This window comes from Streptomyces sp. NPDC046876 (genome assembly GCF_040645035.1).
GTDB lineage: Bacteria > Actinomycetota > Actinomycetes > Streptomycetales > Streptomycetaceae > Streptomyces.
Genome location: NZ_JBEYXK010000048.1, coordinates 22778 through 41731, shown reverse-complemented (window position 1 = coordinate 41731; position 18954 = coordinate 22778). Strand labels below are relative to the sequence as shown.

Sequence of the window (18954 nt, the reverse complement as noted above, 5' to 3'; positions counted from 1 at the left end):
CGGATTCCTCCCTCACCCGGTTCCTCGTTCCGAGGTCCAGCTGCCCAGTGAGATCTCAGCGGTGATGCCCGGGCCGAAGCCGGCCAGCAGGCCCTTCGCGGCGTCGGCGGTGCCGTTCTCGTCGAAGAGTCGGCGCAGCGCGTCCAGGACGACGGCGCTGGCGATGTTGCCGTACTCGGTCAGTGTGGCCCGACTGAAGCGGAATGCCTCGGGTGCCACACCGAGGTACTTGCTCAGGTCATCCAGGATGCGGGGCCCGCCGGCGTGGATGATGTAGAAGTCCAAGGCGGCGGCGTCCCACCCGTGGGCCTTTGCCAGCTGCTTGAGCGAGGGGGCGAGCGGCTCCATGGTGCCCGGCACCCGTCGGTCGAGCTTGAAGTGGAACCCGGTCGACTTGACGTCGTACATGATCCAGTCCTCTGTCTGGGGGATGATGTACGAGCTGTTGCGGTGCAGTTCCATGCCGGTGCCGCCGCGGCCGCGGACGACCGCGGCCCCCACTCCGTCGCCGAACAGGCCGTTGGAGAGCAGGTTGCCGACTTCGAGGTCGCTCGGCTGGTAGCACAGCGAGCAGAGCTCGCAGGACACGATCAGCGCGTTCGCCTCTGGGTAGGCGGTGCAGAAGTCGTGGGCCCGGTTGACCGCCGCCCCGCCCGCCGCGCAGCCCAGCTGGGCGATGGGCAGCTGCCGGGTGTCCGTGCGGAAGCCCATCGCGTTGATCATCCAGGCGGTCAGCGAGGGCATCATGAAGCCCGTGCACGACACGTAGATGATCATGTCGATGTCCTTGGCCCGCAGCTGGGCGTCCTCGAGCGCCTGCCGCACCACCGCAGGGACCCGGGCCTTGGCCTCGGCCTCGTACACGGTGTTGCGCGATTCGAAACCCGGGTGCTTGAGCGTCTCCTCGATGGGTTGCACGATGTGCCGCTTCGCGACGCCGGTGTTCCGGATCAGGCGCAGTGCCAGGTCGAGCTGCGGATGGTCCGCGTGGACGGACCGGGCCAGATCGAGGGTCTGCTCCATCGTGATCACGTGCTCGGGCACGGACACCGTTGGCCTGCACAGAGTCGCCATGGGTGGCTCTCCTTTCGTGTCTGACACAGCCTCACGGACCTACGGCCGAAGCGCGCGCGGGACTACGGCGTTGGGGGACATGGGCCAATCCGGTGACGCTGCGCGGGGAAGGCAGCGACGCGTGTGGCGAGCGGGAAGGGATGGGTCTGCCGATTTCCCCGCGGAAGCCGACTTCCCCGCGGAAACGCGCCTTGGGGGGTGACATCCACGCAGGGAGATGAACCATGACGTCAGAACCGCGCACGGCTCCGGCACCCGGTACGGAGCCGGACCCCGACGAACCGGTGCACGTATGGAGCCTGGACGACTTCGAGGCCCTGGACTTCGACCCGTTCCTCCACGACCGGCTGAAGGACGGACGGGCCACCCGTGTGCAGCTGCCGTACGGCCAGGGCAGCGCCTGGCTGATGGCGCGCTACGCCGACGTCAAGGCGGCCACGACCGACCCGCGTTTCAGCAGGTCGGAGCTGGTCGGCCGGTCGGTGACCGCCTCCTCCCCGCATGCGATCGCCTCGCAGAAGGCGTCCTTGAACTACGCCGACCCGCCGCGCCTGAACGACATGCGGCGGGTGGTGGCCCGCGCCTTCACCGGCAAGGCGATGAAGAAGCTGCAGCCGACGGTGCAGCGGACCCTCGACGGCCTCCTGGACGCGATGGAACGCCACGGCTCGCCGGCGGACCTCGTCGAACACCTGCACGGCCCGCTCCCCCTCGCGGCCGTGGCCGACCTGCTGGGCATGCCGCAGGAGATGCGGGCGGACATGACCTCCTGGGCCAACGTGGCGATGACGCCGGGCCCGGCCCCCGCGCAGAGCGTCGACGCCCTGAAGACGGTCCGCGAGACCGTCGTCGCCCTGCTCGACATGCGCCGCAAGAAGCACAGCGACGACCTCGGCGGAGTGCTCACCGCCGCCGCGGAGGCCGGCGAGATCACCGACGACGAGGCCGTCTCCCTGGCCACCGCAATCCTGGTGAGCGGTGCGCACGCGGTCCGCAACAACAGCGCCAACATGGTCTACGCGCTGCTCACCCATCCGCAGCACCTCCAGCGGCTGCGCGCCGAGCCGGAGCTCATCCCGCAGGCGGTCGACGAGCTGCTGCGCTTCATCCCGCACCGCAGCGGCGTGGGCCTGCCGAGGATCGCGACACGGGACCTCGAGATCGCCGGCGTCAGGATCAAGGCCGGGGAGGCGGTCTACTCCTCGTACCTCGCGGCCAACCGCGACCCCGAGGTCTTCCCGGATCCGGACACGCTCGACTTCGACCGGGGCCCCATCGCCCACATGGCCTTCGGCAACGGCCCGCACCACTGCGTCGGCTCGATGCTGGCCCGGATGGAGTCCGAGCTCATGCTCAGGACGCTGCTGGAGCGCTACCCGCGCCTCGCCCTGGCCGTCCCGCCGGAGCAGGTCGAATGGCAGCGCGGCGGGCTGATCCGCGGCCCCAAGACCCTGCCGGTGTCCTGGTGACGGGCCGGCACCGGATACGCGTGGTCCGGGGCACCCCGGACCACATAGAACTGGCGGCCCTCACGGCCGCCCTGCTGATGCTGGCGCGCGCGTCCGAGGTGGGCGGAGCGTCCCGCCCCAGGCGGCACCGCGCCCACTGGGACCGCAACCTGCCGTCCGTCGTCCACCATCCGGCGCATTCCTGGCGTGCCCGCCCGGCCTCGCCCTTCACCCACTGAGGGGAAGGGGAGGCCGGGCGGGGGGTGAGGGGGCGCCTGCGGCGGCCCGGGCTCAGGCCGTGCGGCCGGGAGCCGGCGCGGCCGCGGCAGCAGCCCGGACCGGCGGAGCGGCCGGGGTGGCCGACGCCGACGGGGCCGCCGGGGTCTGCGGGTCGCAGGTGACCTCGTCGCGCGGGGTGTAGTGCGTGCGGTAGGTCTCCCGCTTGACCTCCTGGCCGCCCTGGACGAAGACGCGGTCGACCGCCACGTCGAAGCCCTCCAGCGGCGTCTGCACCTCGCACGCCGGCCCGGAGCCGGTGATCTTGGCCGGGGGGACGGTGTTCGTCCGCGGGCCCTTGACCGAGCGGATCTCGTCGTACTTCTTCGTCCCGAGGAGGCTGATGGTCACCGAGGAGTCGGTGGACTCGGCCTTGACGTAGACCGCGTGGCCCGAGTCGTTCAGCCAGCGCAGGTCGAGGCTGCCCCAGGCCACCGTCGCCTCGCGGCCCTCGGGGTACCGCTCGATGTAGAAGGAGTGCGCCCCGTGCTCGACGGGCTTGACGCCCGCGAAGAACGCCGCGTTGTACATGGTCGTCGCGACCGCCGAGACGCCGCCGCCCGGCGACTTCACGAACCGGCCGTCGTTGATCATGATGCCGTCGACGAAGCCGTTCTCCTTGGTCCGCTCGCCGACCGTCTTGTTGAAGCTCCACGTCTCGCCCGGCATGACCACGGAGCCGTTGATCAGCTCCACGGCGCGCCCGATGTTGGTGGTGCGGTACGGGGCCACCGGGAAGCGGACGGTGAAGGAGGAGACCTGCTCCTTGATGCCGAGGCGCCGGGCCTGCGCGGCCGTCAGCTTCGGCGGCACGGTCGTCGCCGCGAGCTCTCCGGTGCGGGCGGCGCCCGTACGGGTGAGCAGCGGCATCACCGCGTCGCCCAGGTTCTTGGCGGTGACCCGGATCCCGCTGCGACCGTCCTCGACGAGGACGGCCCGGCCCGCCGCGTCCACCCGGAAGGTGGCGCCGCGCGAGGGCGCGGTGAGGGCGGACAGCTGCCGGGAGACCTCGGGGTCCGCCAGCAGCCCCTCGGCATCGAGCTGCGGGACGAGCGTGCCGCTGCCGTCGGCCTTCATCGTGAGGTGGCGGCCGAGCACGGCCGGGGTGAGGGTGACGGGCTTCCCGGCGAGGGTGAGGGTGACGGGGCCGGACATCGCGGGCCCGGCGAATTCCTTCATGGCCCGCGCGGTCTCCCCCGCGTCCACGGCCGGCTGCGTGAGCTCCACCGGCACCGCCACGGGCCCGGTCTGCGGGCTCAGGTAGGCGGCCCGTACGGCGGCGGCCGCCCGGTCGGCCCGCACGGTGACGCCCGCCGCGGGGGCGACCACCCGGGCCGTGCCGTCCTGGAAGGTGATGGCGCCGTCGCGGGGCGTGCGCCCGGAGGCGGCGAGGTGCTCGGCCGCGGCCCGGTCGGTGGGGCCGTCGGTCCGGACGACGGGCTCGATCTCGCGCCCCTCGGCCGGACCGAACAGGTGCCCGATCACGGTCAGCGGGTCGGAAGCGGTCCGGGCGGCGCGCTCGACGGTGGCCGCGGTGTCGACGGACAGGCCGAAGGCGGCGGGCGCGGCCTGGGCGGTCCGGTCCTCGATCCGCAGCGCGATCGGGGCGGCGGCGGCCGGGCCGAGGGTGCGGTCGAGCGCGGCCTTGGCCTGCGTACGGCTCATGCCGCCGAGGTCGACGCCGCGCACGGTCGTGCCGTCGGCGATGGCGTCGCCCGCCGCGGCGAGGCCGACGAGGTAGAGGCCGCCGAAGCCGAGGACGGCGGCGCCGCCCGCGACGGGCAGGGCCGTCCGCCAGTTGTTCTTCAGGCGGTGTACGCGTCGCATGTCTCTCCCGTGACTGGAACGGGCGCGGGGGCGCCGGGTCACCGACCAGGATTCACCAATTCGGACCAAACAGGCCAAAAATGTGCGTGTTCTCACGGAGTCGAGGGCCGTCCGACGGCAGGCGGCGACCGGTGGCGGAGAAGTAAGGCCACTTACCTCGGATTGGCCCTGTCCCGCGCTCAGGGAGGTGCCACACCGTGTGATCCATCGGTCATTGGCTTCCACGAAAGGCTCCGCCGTGCGCTCCGCCTCCGCCACTCCCGGCACCCCCGGCACCTCGGGCACCTCCACCTCCGCACGCCCCACCGGGCGTCTGGCCCGCCGGCTCCTCCAGCTCTACGCGGGCCTCGCCCTGTACGGCGCGAGCTCGGCGCTCCTGGTGCGGGCGGGGCTGGGCCTGGACCCGTGGGACGTCTTCCACCAGGGGCTCGCCGAGCTCACCGGGTGGAGCATCGGCACCGTCTCCGTGGCGGTGGGTGCGCTGGTGCTGCTGCTGTGGGTGCCGATGCGGCAGCGGCCCGGGCTCGGCACCGTGTCCAACGTGTTCGCCGTCGGGCTGTCCATGGACGCCACGCTCGCGGTGGTGCCCGGTGTGCACGGCGTCGCGCTCCAGGCCGGCATGCTCGCGGCGGGCATCGTCCTCAACGGCGTCGCCACCGGCCTCTACATCGCCGCCGCCTTCGGGCCCGGCCCCCGCGACGGCCTGATGACCGGGCTGCACCACCGGACCGGGCGGTCGCTGCGGCTGGTGCGGACCGGGATCGAGGTGACGGTCCTCGCGGCCGGGTTCCTCCTCGGCGGCACCGTCGGCGTGGGCACGGTCGCGTACGCGCTGGCCATCGGACCGCTCGCCCAGTTCTTCCTGCGCCTGTTCGCGCTGCCCCCGGCGGCCGGCCCGGTGGCCGCCGGCACGCCGTCGACGGCGTCGGCGCCCACGACGCTGCAGGCCCAGGCGCAGGCGCAGGCGCAGGCCCAAGCGCAGGCTCAGGCACAGGTGAAGACGGTATAGGCGGCGCAGGCCGCCGGGTCACTCGCCGTCAGTCGCCGCCCTTGCGCAGGATGTCGTCCACGGCGCGGCCCTCGGTCTCGGTGATCCCCGAAGGCCCCAGCGGCACGCCCAGGGCTTCGGCCAGGGCCCGGTGGTGGAGGTCGAGCACCGCCTCGATCAGGGTGGTGAACTCCTCCAGCGCCGCGCGCGAGCGCCGCCACCCCGCCAGGGCCACGCACGTGCCGGCGATCAGCGCGGGCCACCACCACAGCCCGGTGAGCAGGTAGAGGCAGCCCCATCCGGCGAGGGTGACGGCCTCGGCGAAGGTGGCGCGGGCCGCCACCACGGGCGCACGCACCTCCTCGGCGACGAGCAGCCACACCCGCGGCCAGGCAGCGGCCGCGTCGAACCAGTACTGGGCGCGGATCCGGGCCTCCACCAGCCGCACCCGGTCGCCCATCCAGGTGGGACGCCGCGGCAGGTACGCCTCGACCACCGCCCCGTCCCGCCGCTCGGCGGCCCGCAGCGCCCGGCGCCGGCGCCGTCCGGCCCCCCACTCCCCCGGATACAGCCAGACCCGTTCGAGGGCGCGGCCCAGTACGCCGGCCACCGTGCCGGCGAGTCCCGCGGCGAGCAGCAGCACCGCGAGGTCCACGGCCGCCCGGACGGGTGCGGAGCGCCAGCGCCCTGCGAGGGCGTCCAGCCGGACGGCGAGGGAGCCGGTGTCGAGGGCGTGCGCGTGGCCGAGGTGGCGGCCCGCGGCGGCGAGGAGCACCAGCAGCAGACCGGGCAGCAGGACCGAGCGGAACCAGCGGCTGCTGACGTGCCGGCCGACCTCGGCGAGGATGCCGGTGATCACGCGGAGTCGGCCGGGGCGGCGAGGGGCCGCATGGCCGCGCCGTAGGCGTGGCAGAGCGGGACGTGGCCCTGCGCATCGCGTCCGGCGGTCCGCGCGCAGCGGCCGCTGGGGCAGCCGTACCGGCCGGCGCCCGCGGACGGTGTGCGCGGGGATCCGGGGAAGCCGACCATCGCGGCGCCGGAGCCCGGGGCCTGCGACCAACTGCGCTGCGGCGTGTCGGGGGCGGCCGAACCCGCCTGGCCTTGCAGCCACTTGCGTACGGCGCGCTGCGCGGAGCCGCCCTCGCGGACCCGGGCCGCATCGCGCTCCAGCCGCTCGGAGACGCCCGTCACGCGTGCCTGCTCGCGCAGGGCGGCGAGGCGGCTGCACCACAGGGCCAGCGCCTCCGTTTCCGTGGGTTGCCCCGTCGGCTGCCCTGCCGGTTCCTCCGCCGCCACCTGCTCCCGCCCCCTCCGGCCGCGCCGCCCGATCCGTGGTGAGACTACCCACTGGCAGCGTCCCGCGGCACGGGGCTACGGTGGTCTTCGGCGGCGGGGAGGGGCAGCGGGCCATGTGGCGGCGTCGGCGGGGCAGCGCGCAGGACAGGATCGACGAGGCGGTGCGGGAGTACCTGGGGTCCGGGCGGACCGAGGCCCTCCAGGACCGCCGACTCGAGGCGGACGCCGAGGAGTTGCTGGCTGCGGCCGCCGGAGCGCCACCGGGGTCCGAGCCGCGGGCGCGGGCCGTGCTGCACGTGGGGCGGCTGCGGGTGGCGCAGGCGCAGGACCTCAGGTTACAGAGCCCGCTGCCGGACCTGGGGACCACCGTACGGCTCGTCGCCCTGCGGCACGACGTCGCTCCGGAGGCGGTCGACCCCCGACTGTGGGAGCTGGCCGTCGAGTTCGGCGCCGATCCGGTCAGCCGGGCGCAGTCGGCCCTCGTGCTGAGGGACGTGGCGCGGCAGGAGGGCCAGGACGACCTGGCGGCCCTGATCGCCCTGCGCAACGCGGTGTCCGACCTCCCGAGGGGCCACGAGTACGGCGGGCCGCTGTGCGTGGCGCTCGCCGCCGGGCTGCTGGAGCACTTCGAACGGACGGGCGCTAGGGGCTTCCTCGACGACGCCGTCGCCTGGGGCCGGGAGGCGCTGGCCCGGGCGCCGGCGGCCGGACGGGACCGCGACGGGTACCTCCTGACGCTCGGCGCGACGCTGACCCGCCTGAGCGTCCTCGACGACACCCCGGGGAACGTGGCGGTCCTGGTGGAGGTGTGCCGCAAGCTGCTGGCGGTCCGGCCGGAGCGGAGCCCCGAACGGGTGGACGCCCTGGCCCAGTTGGGCGGCGCACTGCACCTCCGGTACCGGCACACGCAGGCGCTCGAGGACCTCGACGAGGCGATCGCCCTGCTGCGGTCCGCCGTCGACGCGGGGGTCGCGCCCGAACGCACCTCGCGCGGCGGGATCTTCACGTCCCTGGCGTCGGCGTACCACCACCGCCGGGAGGTCACCGGGGACCCCGCGGACCTCGACGGCGCGATCGGCGCGGTGGAGTCGGCCACGGCCCCGGACGGACTGGCGGACCGGCACGAGGCCGCGCAGTGGGCGGAGCTGCTGGCGTCGCTGCGGCAGGAGCGCCGCACGCTCGCACCGCAGGTGCCCGCGCCGCGACCGGAGCCGCCCACGGCCCACCAGCGGGCCGAGCAGGCGCGGTTGATGGTCCTGCGGGCCCGGGAGCAGCACGATCCGCTCGCCCGCGACCGGGGCATCGAGCTGCTGGGCCAGGCCCTGGCCGAGCTGCCCGAGGACTTCGCCGACCGGGGCCCGTACAGCGCCCTCCTGGCCACCGCCCTGCTGGCCCGGTACCGGACGGGCACCGCCGACGCGGCGGACCTGGAGGCGACCCTGCTGTTCGCACGGGAGGCCGTACGCCTGCGCCACATCGGGGATCCCGCCAACCAGGTGGCGTACCTGCTGGTGCTGGCACAGGCCACCGAGGCCCGGTACCTGCGGGCGGGGGACGCGGCGGACGTGGACTCCGCGATCGCCCTCTACCGCGAACTCGTCGGCCTGCGCCCGCCCCGGCCCGACCAGCAGTGGCACTGCCTGCACAGCCTCGGATCGAACCTGATGACGCGGTGGCGGCTGCGCGCCGGCGATGCGTCCCGGTCCACGGCCGACCTCGACGAGGGCGTCGAACGGCTGCGCAGTGCCCTGTCCCTGGTGCAGCCGCCCGGGGAGCAGTACCTGCAGACCGCGCGGAACCTCGGCTTCGCCCTGATGATGCGCCAGGAGTCCACGGGCAGCGAGTACGACCTGCGGCAGGCCCACGCCTGCCTCTCCGCGCTGGCCTCCGTCCTCCCCGCGGGCGACGGGCGCCGGGAGGAGGTCAGCACCCTGCTGGAGACCGCCACGGCGCGCCTGCGGGAACACCGGGAGCGGGAGGAGGGCCTCGACCCGTTCTACCGGAACCTGGAGTTCATCTCGCCGCACGAGGAGCCCGGCGTGCCGCCCGAGGAGGCGGGCCGCCAGGGAGCCGGGTCCGCCGCGGTCCTCCGGTACGAGCACCGCCTGAAGGAGGCCCTGGAGCGCTACCAGGCGACCGGCGATCCGGCGCTGCTCGACCCGGCCGTCGACCTCGGCCGGCGCGTGCTGGAGGGCATGCCGGCCGACCACCCGCGCCGCCCTTCCGTCGAGGCGCGCCTCGGGTCGCTGCTGCTGCGCCGCTTCGAGGAGGCGGGCGATCCGGCGGACCTGGACCGGGCCGTGGAGCACCTGCGCGTCGGTGCGTACGGCCCCGACTCCCACCTGCAGCAGCTGCGGATCCTGCTCGGGATGCCGGACGCCGGCGCCGAGGAGCTGCGCGCCGCCGCGGACGGACGCTTCGGCGCCCTGCTGCAGCCGGAGCCCGAGCGGGGCGCGGAGCTGTCGGCGCTGGCCGCGGCCTACGTACGCCGCTTCGAGCGCGACGGGGCCGGCGGCGACCTGGACGAGGCGGTGGCCGCCGCCCGGCGGGCGGTCGAGGCGGACGAGCCGTACGACCGGGTCGCGCACTGCTCGCGGCTGATGACGCTGGGCACGGTGCTGGTGCTGCGCTACCGGTACGCCGGCGCCACCGCGGACCTGGACCAGTCGATCGAGCTGGGCCGCCGGGTGCTGGACGAGACGCGGAAGATGTCGGGACCGGCGGTCGAGGAGCTGCTGCGCACCGCCCTGCCCGCCCTGTGCAACCGGCTGCGGAGCCGCTACCTGGTGCGCGCCGCACCCGCCGACCTCGACGAGGCGGTCGCGTACGGACGGCAGGCGCTCGCCCTGGAGACCGCGGAGCACCCCGACGACATCGCGCACGGCAACCTCGCCCTCGCCCTGTGGGACCGGGCGCTGCTCCACGACGACCCGGGCGATCTCGACGCCGCGGTCGGGCACGCGCAGACCGTGGCCGACGGGCTGCCCCCCGCCTCGCCGCGGCGTGCGCACGCGCTGCTGTCCCTGGCCTCGATGCTGGCCGACCGCAGTGTCCTGCGGGGGCGCGGCGGGGACGCGGCGGTCGAGCAGGATGCCGCTTCGGCACTGGACGGGTACGCCGAGGCGGTGCAGTGCCTGACCTCGCCGCCGCACGAGCGGCTGGAGGCGGCGGTGCGCTGGGGGGCGTTCGCGGCCCGGCGGGCAGCCGAGGGCACGGCCGGCTGGGAGGCCGCCGCGGACGGCTTCGCCGCGGCCGTCGAGCTGCTGCCGCTGACGGCCTGGCGCGGCCTGGACCGCGGGGACCGGGAGAGGCTGCTGGCGCCGCGCTCGTCCGTGGCGACGGAGGCCGCGGCCTGCGCCATCGCCTGCGGGCGGCTGGAGGAGGCCGTGGAACTCCTCGACCAGGGCCGCTCCGTGCTGTGGGGGCAGGCCCTGGACTCCCGCACCGACCTGAGCGAACTGGCGGGGGCGCACCCGGAGCTGGCCGACCGGTTCGTGGCCCTGCGGGCCGGGCTGGAGCAGGAGGCCGAGGCGGCCGGCCCGGGCGCCGCCGACTCCGCGCAGCGGCAGCGTCGACTGGCCCGCGAGTGGGACGCACTGGTGACGGAGATCCGGTCGCGGCCCGGCTTCGCGTACTTCATGCTGCCGGTGCCGTTCGCCGAGCTGTCGCAGGCGACCGCGGGCGGCCCGCTCGTCCTCGTCAACGTCAGCCGCTTCCGCTGTGACGCACTGGTGGTGGAGCCCGGGCGGGTCCGGCTTGTGCCGCTGCCCGCCCTGGACGCGGAGGAGGCACAGAGGCGTACGGAGCGCTATCTGGCCGCGGTGGACCGCCTCGGCCGGCCGGGTGCTGCGGCCGGACCCGTACAGCAGACGGTGCTGGACACCCTGGAGTGGCTGTGGGACGCAGTGGCCGCGCCCGTCCTGGACTCCTCCGGGGCGGCGGCGTGGCGGGGCGGGCGGCTGTGGTGGTGCGCCACGGGGCCGCTGGCCCTGCTGCCGGTGCACGCGGCCGGCTACCACGACCTCGACGACGAGCGCCCGGACGACGCCGTCGCCGAGCGGGTGGTGTCCTCGTACATGCCGACGCTGCGCGCCCTGGCCCGGGCTGCCCGCGCCGGGCGGGAGGGGCGGGTCGAGGGGGGCCGGCCGCGCCGGCTGCTGCTGGCGGCGGTCTCCGACCGGCCGGCGTACGCGCCCTCCCTGGCGGCGCTGCCCGGCGTGCGCCGGGAGGCCGAGGACCTGGGCCGGCGCTTCCCCGCCGGGCACACCCTGCTCTCCGGCGCGGACGCCACCCGCGGCCGGGTCCTGGAGCTGCTCGGCTCGCACCCGTGCGTGCACTTCGCCTGCCACGGCGGGCAGAACCTGGCCGACCCGGCGCTGGGGGCGCTGTACCTGCACGACGGGCCGCTCACGGTGACGGACCTGGCCCGACTGGACCTGGCGTCGGCGGAGCTGGCGGTGCTGTCGGCCTGTCAGACGGCCGTCGGCGGAACCGACCTGCCCAACGAGGCGATCCACCTGGCCGGCGCCCTGTTGCTCGGCAACTTCCGCCAGGTCGTGTCCACGCTCTGGACGGTGGGCGACGACACCGCCCGGCGGGTGGCGGACCTGCTGTACGGGGCGCTCGCCGACGGTGCGGGCTCCCTCGACCCCTCGCGCGCCCCGTACGCCCTGCACGAGGCGGTCGCCCGGATCCGCCGCGAGGACCCGTACCGCCCGCTGGCCTGGGCCTCGTACGTCCACTTCGGGCCGTGAGGCCCGGGGCCTGCCCCGTTCACCCGCGGCGTGCCGGACGTCAGGCGCGCCGCACGGCCGAGCGCAGGGCGAACACGGCGACCAGCTCCGCCACGCCGAGCAGGACGAGCCACAGGCCGAGCAGCCTGGTCAGGGCGACCGCGGACTCGAGCGGCAGGCACAGGACGACGATGCCCGCGACGACGCCGAGCAGGGCCACGCCGAAGGTGAAGCCGCGGTGCGGGAGGTCCTTGACCACGACGGCGCGGCAGGCGCCCAGCATGCCGGAGACGAGCCACACCATGCCGACGACCAGCGCGAGGAAGGTGATGGTCTGCTGTGGTCCGCGCAGGCACAGCACTCCCGCGACGACGAACACCACCGCCCCGAGGAGCGTCGGCCACCGCTCGCCGTGCTCCTGCCGGGAGAACGCCGACACGAACCGGAACACGCCCGCCACCAGCAGGTAAAGCCCGATGATGACGGCCAGGATGTGCAGGGTCTCGTCCGGCCACACCAGGACGAGGATGCCGGCGACCAGGGTGACGATCGCCGAGCCCAGGGCCCACTTCCACGAGGCTCCCAGGACCGCCAGCCCGCCGAAGGGGTCGGTCCGTACGGCTGCGCCCACTTCCTCATACGCGCGGTCGGGGGGCGGTTCCGGTCGTTCCGGTCGTTCCGGTCGTTCCGGTCCCTGTCCGGGCTCCGGTTGTCCAGGCATGGTCATGGCTCCTCCTCAGGGCCGGACCGGGGCGAACTCGTGGAGCGAGTCGTGGCCCCCGTGCACGATCCCGTAGCTGTGGTCCGGCACCTCGTTCCAGGCACCGGGAAGGTCCCCCAGGGGCTCCGACACGACGAGCCGGGTGTCTTCGGACAGCTCCTGGAGGTATGTGGCGTCGGGGTGCAGCGCCCGCAGCGAGTCCACCTTGGTGCTGTAGTAGAGCGAGCGGGCGACTCCCTCGCTGGCGTAGCGGAAGGCCCACACCGTGGTGCCGTTCGTCACGGCGACGGTCATCTGCACGGGGGCTTGAATGCCGTGCTCGCGGCCGGTCTGCTCCAGCAGGCCGACCATCCGGGCCACCGCCTCCGGCGGGTCCTCCTCCAGGCCGAGGGTCATGGCGAGGAAGAACATCACCTCCGAGTCCGTGGTGCCCTCGATGTCCAGGAAGAGCGCGGGGTCGACGGCCAGGGACAGCTCCCTGCGCATCTCGTGGAAGCCCTTGACGGAGCCGTTGTGCATCCACATCCAGCGGCCGTGCCGGAAGGGGTGGCAGTTCGTCTGCTGCACTGCCGTGCCGGTAGAGGCCCTGATGTGCGCGAAGAGCAGGTGGGACTTCACGTGCTGGGCGATCTCGCGCAGGTTGCGGTTGTTCCACGCGGGCCCGATGTCACGCAGGATCGCGGGCGTCTCGTTGCCGGACTCCGGTGCGTACCAGCCGATGCCGAACCCGTCGCCGTTCGTCGTCTCGACACCCATGCGCGCGTGGAGGCTCTGATCGATCAGCGAATGCTTGGGCCGGTAGAGGATCGTGTCGAGGAGCAGGGGCGTTCCCGAGTAGGCGAGCCACCGGCACATGGTCGATCACTCCGTTTCCGTGGTCATGTGAAGACCTCTGGTCTTCGATCATCGGTGCGCCCCCGGGCCCCTGCATCACCCGCCGGGGGTGATCCCCCGCCGCCGCGCCGGTGCCTACGCTCGTGGCCGTGTGAGGTGCCCCGGACCCGTTACGGGCCTTGCGACAGGAGTGGACGTGACCAGAGAAACCACCGACCCGGTCCACGAGCTGGGTCCCATCGACTACCTGGTTGTCGAGTTCCCGGGCAGCCACCTGACCGGTGAGGGGATGCCCCTGCTGGTCGACCTGGTGGACCGCGGAATCATCCGGATCCTCGACCTGGCCTTCTTCATGAAGGACGAGGACGGCACGGTGCGCGGCTTGGAGATCGCCGACGTGACGGGTGACGGCCGGCCCGACCTCACCGTCTTCGAAGGGGTCTCCTCGGGACTGCTCGGCGAGGAAGACCTCTCCGAGGCCGGGTCCCTCCTCCAGCCGGGGGATTCCGCCGCCGTGCTCCTCTACGAGAACCTGTGGGCCGCGCCCCTGGCCGCCGCTCTGCGCCGTGCCGACGCCAGGATGATCGCGAGCGGGCGCGTGCCGGTCCAGGACGTGATCGACGCGCTCGACGCGCTCGAGTCCGCCGGCTGACGCCCCTCGCGCCTCCCCATCCGCCCCCGACCAAGGCAGGCAACCATGCCCGGACTCCTTCGCGGCGTCGCACGCACCGCCGTCGTCGCCGGAACGGCCACCGCCGTCTCCAACCGTGTCTCCCGCCGCCAGGCGGGCCGCTGGGCCCAGCAGGCCGAGGAACAGCAGCAGGTCTACGCCGCGCCGCCCCAGGCCCCGCCGCCCCCCGCCCCCGCCGCACCGGCCGCGGTCGGCATGGACGACAAGATCGGCCAGCTCAAGGAGCTCTCGGAGCTCAAGGCGCAGGGCATCCTCACCGAGGAGGAGTTCGCCGCGCAGAAGGCCCGGATCCTCAACAGCTGACCGACCGCCACGAGGCCCGCACGGCGGCGGAAGCGGAAGAAGTGCGCGCCAACGACCCGCTGGGCGAACGGCCTTGAACGGAGGCGGCGTCGACCGGTCGGACGGCCGGTATGCGGGTCGACATGCGGGCCGTCTTCCGGAACGAAACCGTCCGCCCATGTGAACGCGATCTTGTCCGCACGTGAACAGCTTTCGACATATGGACGACGTGTGGCGACAAGACGATCACACTGTGTAGGTTGTCGCCGACGCCGCCGCACCCTGGGCAGGGAGCCCACTTGGGGAATTGCGGCGTCAGGGATGCAACCAACATCCATGACCACAACCACTTCTGCGTTCGCGGTCGAGCCCTACACGCCGCACTGCCAGGTCATCGCCGACGAACGCGCCCACGCCGTCATCGGCATCAGCCCGGGCAACTCCTACTTCTCCGCCCAGCGCGTACAGGACCTGGCGCTCTGGGGGCTCGAGAACTTCGAGCAAGTCGACCTCATCTATACGGACTTGTACGTGGCCGAGATGTACGAGGCCCTCGGCTACACGGAGGACGACGCCCGCCGCAAGGCCGTCAAGAACCTCCGCGGAGTCCGCGCCAAGGTGACCGCCGCCGTCGCCGAGACCGACCCGACCGGCGAACGGCTGCGCGGGCGGCCGATGTCGGCGCTGCGCGACATCCCCGCGTACCGCCGCATCCACACCGACCTCACCGCGCGGCTCGACACCGATCCCGCCTTCCGCGAGACCTGCAACGCCCTGGTCGACATCTTCCTTTCGTCCAAGGTGCTGGACGGGGGAACTCCGACCGAGCGCCAGCGCCAGGTGTGCATCGACTACGTGTCCGCCGAGGCCCCGCTGTTCCTGGACACGCCCGCCATCATGGGCGTGCCCTCCTCGCTGAACTGCTACCACGCGGCCCTGCCCATGGCCGACCTGCTCTACTCGCGCGGCGCCGGCCTGCGGGCTTCCCGCAACCAAGGCCACGCCATCGTGACCCCCGCCGAAGGAGACCTCCGTTGACCACCGCCGAGACGATCCTCGACTTCCCCTTCACGTGGGACGGCACCCAGCTGCCCACCGAGGTCCAGGAGTTGCCGCCGATCACCAAGGTCCGCACCATCGCCGGTGCCGAGGCCTGGCTGGTCTCCTCGTACGAGCTGGTCAAGCAGGTGCTGGAGGACGACCGGTTCAGCCTGAAGAACACCTCCGACCCCGGTGTGCCGCGCCAGTACGCCCTGACGATCCCGCCCGAGGTCGTCAACAACATGGGCAACATCACCGGCGCGGGGCTGCGCAAGGCCGTCATGAAGGCCATCAACCCCAAGGCCCCCGGCCTGCAGGAGTTCATGCGCTCGTACGCCGCCGAGCTCGTCGAGAAGATGCTCAGGCACGGGGCGCCCGTGGACATCCGCACCATGTTCACGGACCCGTTCAGCGAGGCGCTGCACTGCCACATGCTGGGCATACCGCTGGAGGACTCCGCGCTGCTGTCGGAGTCCCTGTCGATCGCGTTCATGAACTCGGCGACCGAGATCCCCGCCGCCCGGCTCCACTGGGACCGGGACATCGCTTACATGAAGGACCGGCTGGACGACACCACCGGCGGGCTGATCGGTGACCTCGCGGCGCTGCGCGGCACCCCCGAGTACGCGCACGTCTCCGACGAGATGTTCGCCACCGTCGGCGTGACCCTCTTCGGCGCCGGCGTCATCTCCACGGCGGGCTTCCTCGCGATGGCCATGGTCACGCTGCTGACGCACCCCGACGAGCTCGACCAGCTCGCCGCGCAGCCGGAGCTCATGCCGAAGGCCGTGGACGAGCTGCTGCGCATCAACCTGTCCATCGGCGACGGGCTGCCCCGGCTGGCCATGGAGGACACCGTCCTCGGCGGCCAGGAGGTCCGGGCGGGCGAGCTGATCCTCGTCCTGCCGGAGGGCGCCAACTTCGACCCGGCGGTCTTCCCCAACCCGCACGTGCTGGACTTCCACCGGGAGAACTCCTCCGCGCACTTCTCCTTCGGCGGCGGTTCGCACTACTGCCCGGCCACGGCGCTGGGCAAGAAGCACGCCGAGATCGGCCTCACGGCCGTGCTCGAGGCGATGCCCAAGCTGCGGCTGGCCGTCCCCGTGGAGCAGCTGGTGTGGCGCACCGGGTTCATGAAGCGGCTGCCGGAGCGCCTGCCCGTCATGTGGTAGCCGGACCCGCCCTGGCGCCCTCCCCCGTGGGCACCAGGGCGGGCCTTCGGGCCCGCCTCAGCCGAGCCGGAGCACCAGTGGTGCTCCGGTCCCGGCCACGGCTTCGGCTTGGCCCCGGGCGCTCCTGCCGTCCGGGGCCAGGCACTGCACCGTGTAGACGCCCGCGGTGGACACCGCGAACGAGAACCGGCCGTCGGCGCCCGTCAGGGCGGCGATGTCGGGGAAGGGCCCCGGCCCGCCGGCGAGGGCGACGGTAACGCCCGCCGCCGGATCGCCGTGCGCGTCGAGCACCACGCCGCCGAGGGTGTGGGAGGTCATTGCTTCCAGAGCAGCAGGTTGTCGTAGACGGCCTTGGTGATGCGCGTCCCGGAGTTGGTCACCGCGCCGCCGTAGGCGTGGACTGCGATGCCGTACCGGCCGCCGTTGTGGATGCGGTAGACCGCGCTGCCGCTCTGTCCGCCGAAGGTGTCGATGTCGTAGAAGACCTTCAGCGGGTTCACCGAGCTGATGCCCCGGCCGTCGTACCACTGGGTTCCCGGGGGCTTGTCGCCCGGGTAGCCGGAGATGTTGGCGGACGTCTTGAGCAGGTCGGCGTCGGGCCAGACCCCGAAGCCGAACCATCCGGTGGTGGCGCCCAGTTCGGTGGGGATGATGATGGCGCCGTAGTCGAAGTTCTCGTCCCCGGTACTGGTCCAGCCGGTGACGGAGCGGAAGTTGGTGCTCGTGACCGAGCCGAAGGGCAGGGTCGTGCCGTTGCGGCCGGGCATGACCTGGATGCTCTTGACCCAGCCGTCCCGCCCCGGGACCCCGCTGTTCTTGATGTGGACGACGTGTCCCGCCGTGGCCAGCGTGTGCGGGCCTATGAACCAGCCGGTGCCGATCCACTGCGAGTTGTCCGCGGCGGTGATGAGCAGCGACGCGTGCGCCCGCCACGGATAGTTGGTGGTGTCCGTGATCTGGACCCGGTCGTCGGGCCCGTGCACCGTCTCCAGGACCTCGGGCGGCCCGAAGGACGCCTGCCCGATGTCCGGCAGTACGGCGGCCGGTGCCACCCATGTCTCGGGCGGTGCGGCGTCGAACTCGGTCCGGGTGTGGCCTGGTACCTGCTCGAGGCCGTCGGAAGTGAACGGGGTGGGATTGCCCTGCACGCCCTCGGACGGCCCTTCGAAGACGGGCTGCTCCGGGATGACGGTGGTGTGCTCCTTGGGCTGGTTGGAGACAGGCGTGTGCGGATTTCCGTTCGGCATGGGAATCTCCCTGGGTGCGAATACGCCCCCAGGGACCATGAAAAGCCGATGTCCCGTTGATCGCCACGCGGCGGGCGCGGCGAGGGCCCGGTGCTCAGGTGCTCAGCAGGCGGTTGAAGAAGGAACGGTAGCGCTGGAGCGCCAGGCGGAGGTCCTCGGTGGCCACTTCGCCGCCGCTCTGCCACTGCTGCTCCAGGGATTCCTTGTGGGAGGAGAACGTGCCGGCCAGGTGCTGCATGACGGAGGCGACGAGGGCGTCGGCCGCACGGACGGACTCCTTGGGGTCGTCCACGAAGCCGCCCTGGATGCGGGTCCACTGGTCGCGGAAGTCACCCGCCTCGGACTCCGGCATCAGCGGTTCCTCGTCCGCGGCCGTGCTGGTCTCGGCCACGGACGCGTTGCCGCCGGAGGTGTCCTGGTCGGCGGACGCGCTCTCGTCGAGGCGGGCGCCCTCGTCGGCGGAGGCGCCCTCGTCGGCGGAGGTCTCCTCGTCCCTGGCGGCTTCGTCGGTGGAGGTGCTGCCCGACAGGCGGCCGTCCTCCGGAGTCGCCTCGCCGGGGTAGGCGGGGTAGTCCGCGGAGCCGCCGGCCGCCGCATCGTCCGAAGTGCCCGGCTCGGCCAGGTCCTTGGTCGTCAGCTCACCGCTGTCGGTGTGGATTTCGTCTCGCATGGTGCTCACTCATTCGCCATTCACTCGTCCGTCCCCGACCGGGGAGGCATCAACAGCTCGTCGAAGAGCGCCCGGTAGTGGACCATCGCCCCGCGCAGTTCCTCGGTCGTGGCCTGGCCGCCTCCGGTGCGGGCCTTCACCGCGTGCGCGCTGCGGTAGTGGTCCAGGGTCCGGCTGTGCTCGACCGAGAGGTCGTTCACCATCTGCTCGTACCCGTCCGTCGGATAGCCGCGGTCCCGCATCAGGCGGGTCACCAGGTCATCGGCCTGGGCGACCGCGCTCTCGGGCTCGTCGACGAAGCGTTCCTGGACCCGGCTCCACCGGTCGGCGTACTCCCGCCTGAGGTCCACGGGCAGCTGCTTGATGTCCAGTTCGTCGTGCCGCTGCCGGCGGCTCTGCAGCTCGCGGTCGGCCGCGAGCGACCCTCCCGTCTGCTCCACGGTGCGCCCGTACTCGGGTCCGAACTCCCGCTGCAGGCGGCGACGGCGGGCCAGCATCCACAGGGTCACGCCAAGTGCGATCAGCACGACGGCGCAGGGGATGATGATGGCCAGCAGGGTTCCCGTTGACATCGCGTCCTCCAGGGGCTCGCGTCCGTACTCCTGCGGCGCCTGCCCCTGGCGGCCCCCGGCAAACCCGGACGCCGGGAACTCG

Annotated in this window: 18 protein-coding genes; 8 read left to right on the top strand and 10 right to left on the bottom strand. The window is 73.2% G+C overall.

Annotation, left to right across the window (positions count from 1 at the left end; genetic code table 11):
* Positions 1 to 12: 12 nt before the first annotated feature.
* A complete protein-coding gene (locus tag ABZ924_RS23530) occupies positions 13 to 1074 on the bottom strand; it encodes a type III polyketide synthase (protein ID WP_361913077.1) in 1062 nt (353 codons plus the stop codon).
* A 224-nt stretch (positions 1075 to 1298) separates the two neighbouring features.
* On the opposite strand from ABZ924_RS23530, the gene ABZ924_RS23525 reads away from it, so the two are divergent.
* On the top strand, positions 1299 to 2543 hold the full coding sequence (locus ABZ924_RS23525; protein ID WP_361913074.1) for a cytochrome P450: 1245 nt from the start codon (positions 1299 to 1301) through the stop codon (positions 2541 to 2543).
* Complete coding sequence (locus ABZ924_RS23520; RefSeq protein WP_361913071.1) at positions 2540 to 2761, top strand: acyl-CoA carboxylase epsilon subunit; 222 nt, start codon at positions 2540 to 2542, stop codon at positions 2759 to 2761. The genes ABZ924_RS23525 and ABZ924_RS23520 overlap by 4 nt, the downstream gene beginning before the upstream one ends.
* Positions 2762 to 2813: 52 nt before the next feature.
* Here the strand turns inward: ABZ924_RS23520 and ABZ924_RS23515 are convergent, their stop codons facing one another.
* Positions 2814 to 4625 carry a VanW family protein gene (locus tag ABZ924_RS23515; RefSeq protein ID WP_361913068.1) on the bottom strand — a complete coding sequence of 604 codons (1812 nt, stop codon included), beginning with the start codon at positions 4623 to 4625 and terminating at the stop codon, positions 2814 to 2816.
* 313 nt (positions 4626 to 4938) lie between these two features.
* Between ABZ924_RS23515 and ABZ924_RS23510 the strand changes: the two genes are divergently transcribed.
* Complete coding sequence (locus ABZ924_RS23510; protein ID WP_361913107.1) at positions 4939 to 5634, top strand: hypothetical protein; 696 nt, start codon at positions 4939 to 4941, stop codon at positions 5632 to 5634.
* Positions 5635 to 5662: 28 nt separating this feature from the next.
* Here the strand turns inward: ABZ924_RS23510 and ABZ924_RS23505 are convergent, their stop codons facing one another.
* Positions 5663 to 6472: a hypothetical protein gene (locus ABZ924_RS23505; protein WP_361913065.1), complete on the bottom strand. Its 810-nt coding sequence runs from the start codon at positions 6470 to 6472 to the stop codon at positions 5663 to 5665.
* On the bottom strand, positions 6469 to 6909 hold the full coding sequence (locus tag ABZ924_RS23500) for a hypothetical protein (RefSeq protein WP_361913062.1): 441 nt from the start codon (positions 6907 to 6909) through the stop codon (positions 6469 to 6471). Before ABZ924_RS23500 ends, ABZ924_RS23505 begins: the two co-directional genes overlap by 4 nt.
* 38 nt (positions 6910 to 6947) lie before the next feature.
* Here ABZ924_RS23500 and ABZ924_RS23495 point away from each other — a divergent pair, with 38 nt between their 5' ends.
* Complete coding sequence (locus tag ABZ924_RS23495; protein WP_361913059.1) at positions 6948 to 11663, top strand: CHAT domain-containing protein; 4716 nt, start codon at positions 6948 to 6950, stop codon at positions 11661 to 11663.
* A gap of 40 nt (positions 11664 to 11703) precedes the next feature.
* Here the strand turns inward: ABZ924_RS23495 and ABZ924_RS23490 are convergent, their stop codons facing one another.
* Both ABZ924_RS23490 and ABZ924_RS23485 read right to left on the bottom strand, forming a co-directional pair.
* On the bottom strand, positions 11704 to 12369 hold the full coding sequence (locus ABZ924_RS23490) for a DUF308 domain-containing protein (protein ID WP_361913057.1): 666 nt from the start codon (positions 12367 to 12369) through the stop codon (positions 11704 to 11706).
* A 9-nt stretch (positions 12370 to 12378) separates the two neighbouring features.
* The gene (locus ABZ924_RS23485) at positions 12379 to 13218 is read right to left on the bottom strand and encodes a class II glutamine amidotransferase (RefSeq protein ID WP_361913054.1); all 840 of its coding nucleotides are present in this window, start codon (positions 13216 to 13218) and stop codon (positions 12379 to 12381) included.
* Positions 13219 to 13393: 175 nt separating this feature from the next.
* Here ABZ924_RS23485 and ABZ924_RS23480 point away from each other — a divergent pair, with 175 nt between their 5' ends.
* From ABZ924_RS23480 to ABZ924_RS23465, 4 genes are all read left to right on the top strand, one after another.
* A complete protein-coding gene (locus tag ABZ924_RS23480; protein ID WP_361913051.1) occupies positions 13394 to 13849 on the top strand; it encodes a DUF6325 family protein in 456 nt (151 codons plus the stop codon).
* A 45-nt stretch (positions 13850 to 13894) separates the two neighbouring features.
* Positions 13895 to 14191 carry an SHOCT domain-containing protein gene (locus ABZ924_RS23475; RefSeq protein ID WP_361913048.1) on the top strand — a complete coding sequence of 99 codons (297 nt, stop codon included), beginning with the start codon at positions 13895 to 13897 and terminating at the stop codon, positions 14189 to 14191.
* A gap of 315 nt (positions 14192 to 14506) precedes the next feature.
* Positions 14507 to 15208, top strand: a complete 702-nt coding sequence (locus ABZ924_RS23470) for a tRNA-dependent cyclodipeptide synthase (protein WP_361913045.1) — start codon at positions 14507 to 14509, stop codon at positions 15206 to 15208.
* Positions 15205 to 16383 carry a cytochrome P450 gene (locus tag ABZ924_RS23465; RefSeq protein ID WP_361913042.1) on the top strand — a complete coding sequence of 393 codons (1179 nt, stop codon included), beginning with the start codon at positions 15205 to 15207 and terminating at the stop codon, positions 16381 to 16383. Before ABZ924_RS23470 ends, ABZ924_RS23465 begins: the two co-directional genes overlap by 4 nt.
* A 57-nt stretch (positions 16384 to 16440) precedes the next feature.
* Here ABZ924_RS23465 and ABZ924_RS23460 read toward each other — a convergent pair whose 3' ends face one another.
* From ABZ924_RS23460 to ABZ924_RS23445, 4 genes are all read right to left on the bottom strand, one after another.
* Positions 16441 to 16701, bottom strand: a complete 261-nt coding sequence (locus ABZ924_RS23460; RefSeq protein WP_361913039.1) for a carboxypeptidase-like regulatory domain-containing protein — start codon at positions 16699 to 16701, stop codon at positions 16441 to 16443.
* Complete coding sequence (locus ABZ924_RS23455; protein WP_361913037.1) at positions 16698 to 17630, bottom strand: endopeptidase; 933 nt, start codon at positions 17628 to 17630, stop codon at positions 16698 to 16700. Before ABZ924_RS23455 ends, ABZ924_RS23460 begins: the two co-directional genes overlap by 4 nt.
* 94 nt (positions 17631 to 17724) lie before the next feature.
* Positions 17725 to 18300, bottom strand: coding sequence for a hypothetical protein (locus tag ABZ924_RS23450; protein WP_361913034.1), 576 nt, complete (start codon positions 18298 to 18300; stop codon positions 17725 to 17727).
* A 20-nt stretch (positions 18301 to 18320) separates the two neighbouring features.
* The gene (locus tag ABZ924_RS23445; protein ID WP_361913032.1) at positions 18321 to 18872 is read right to left on the bottom strand and encodes a hypothetical protein; all 552 of its coding nucleotides are present in this window, start codon (positions 18870 to 18872) and stop codon (positions 18321 to 18323) included.
* Positions 18873 to 18954: the final 82 nt, after the last annotated feature.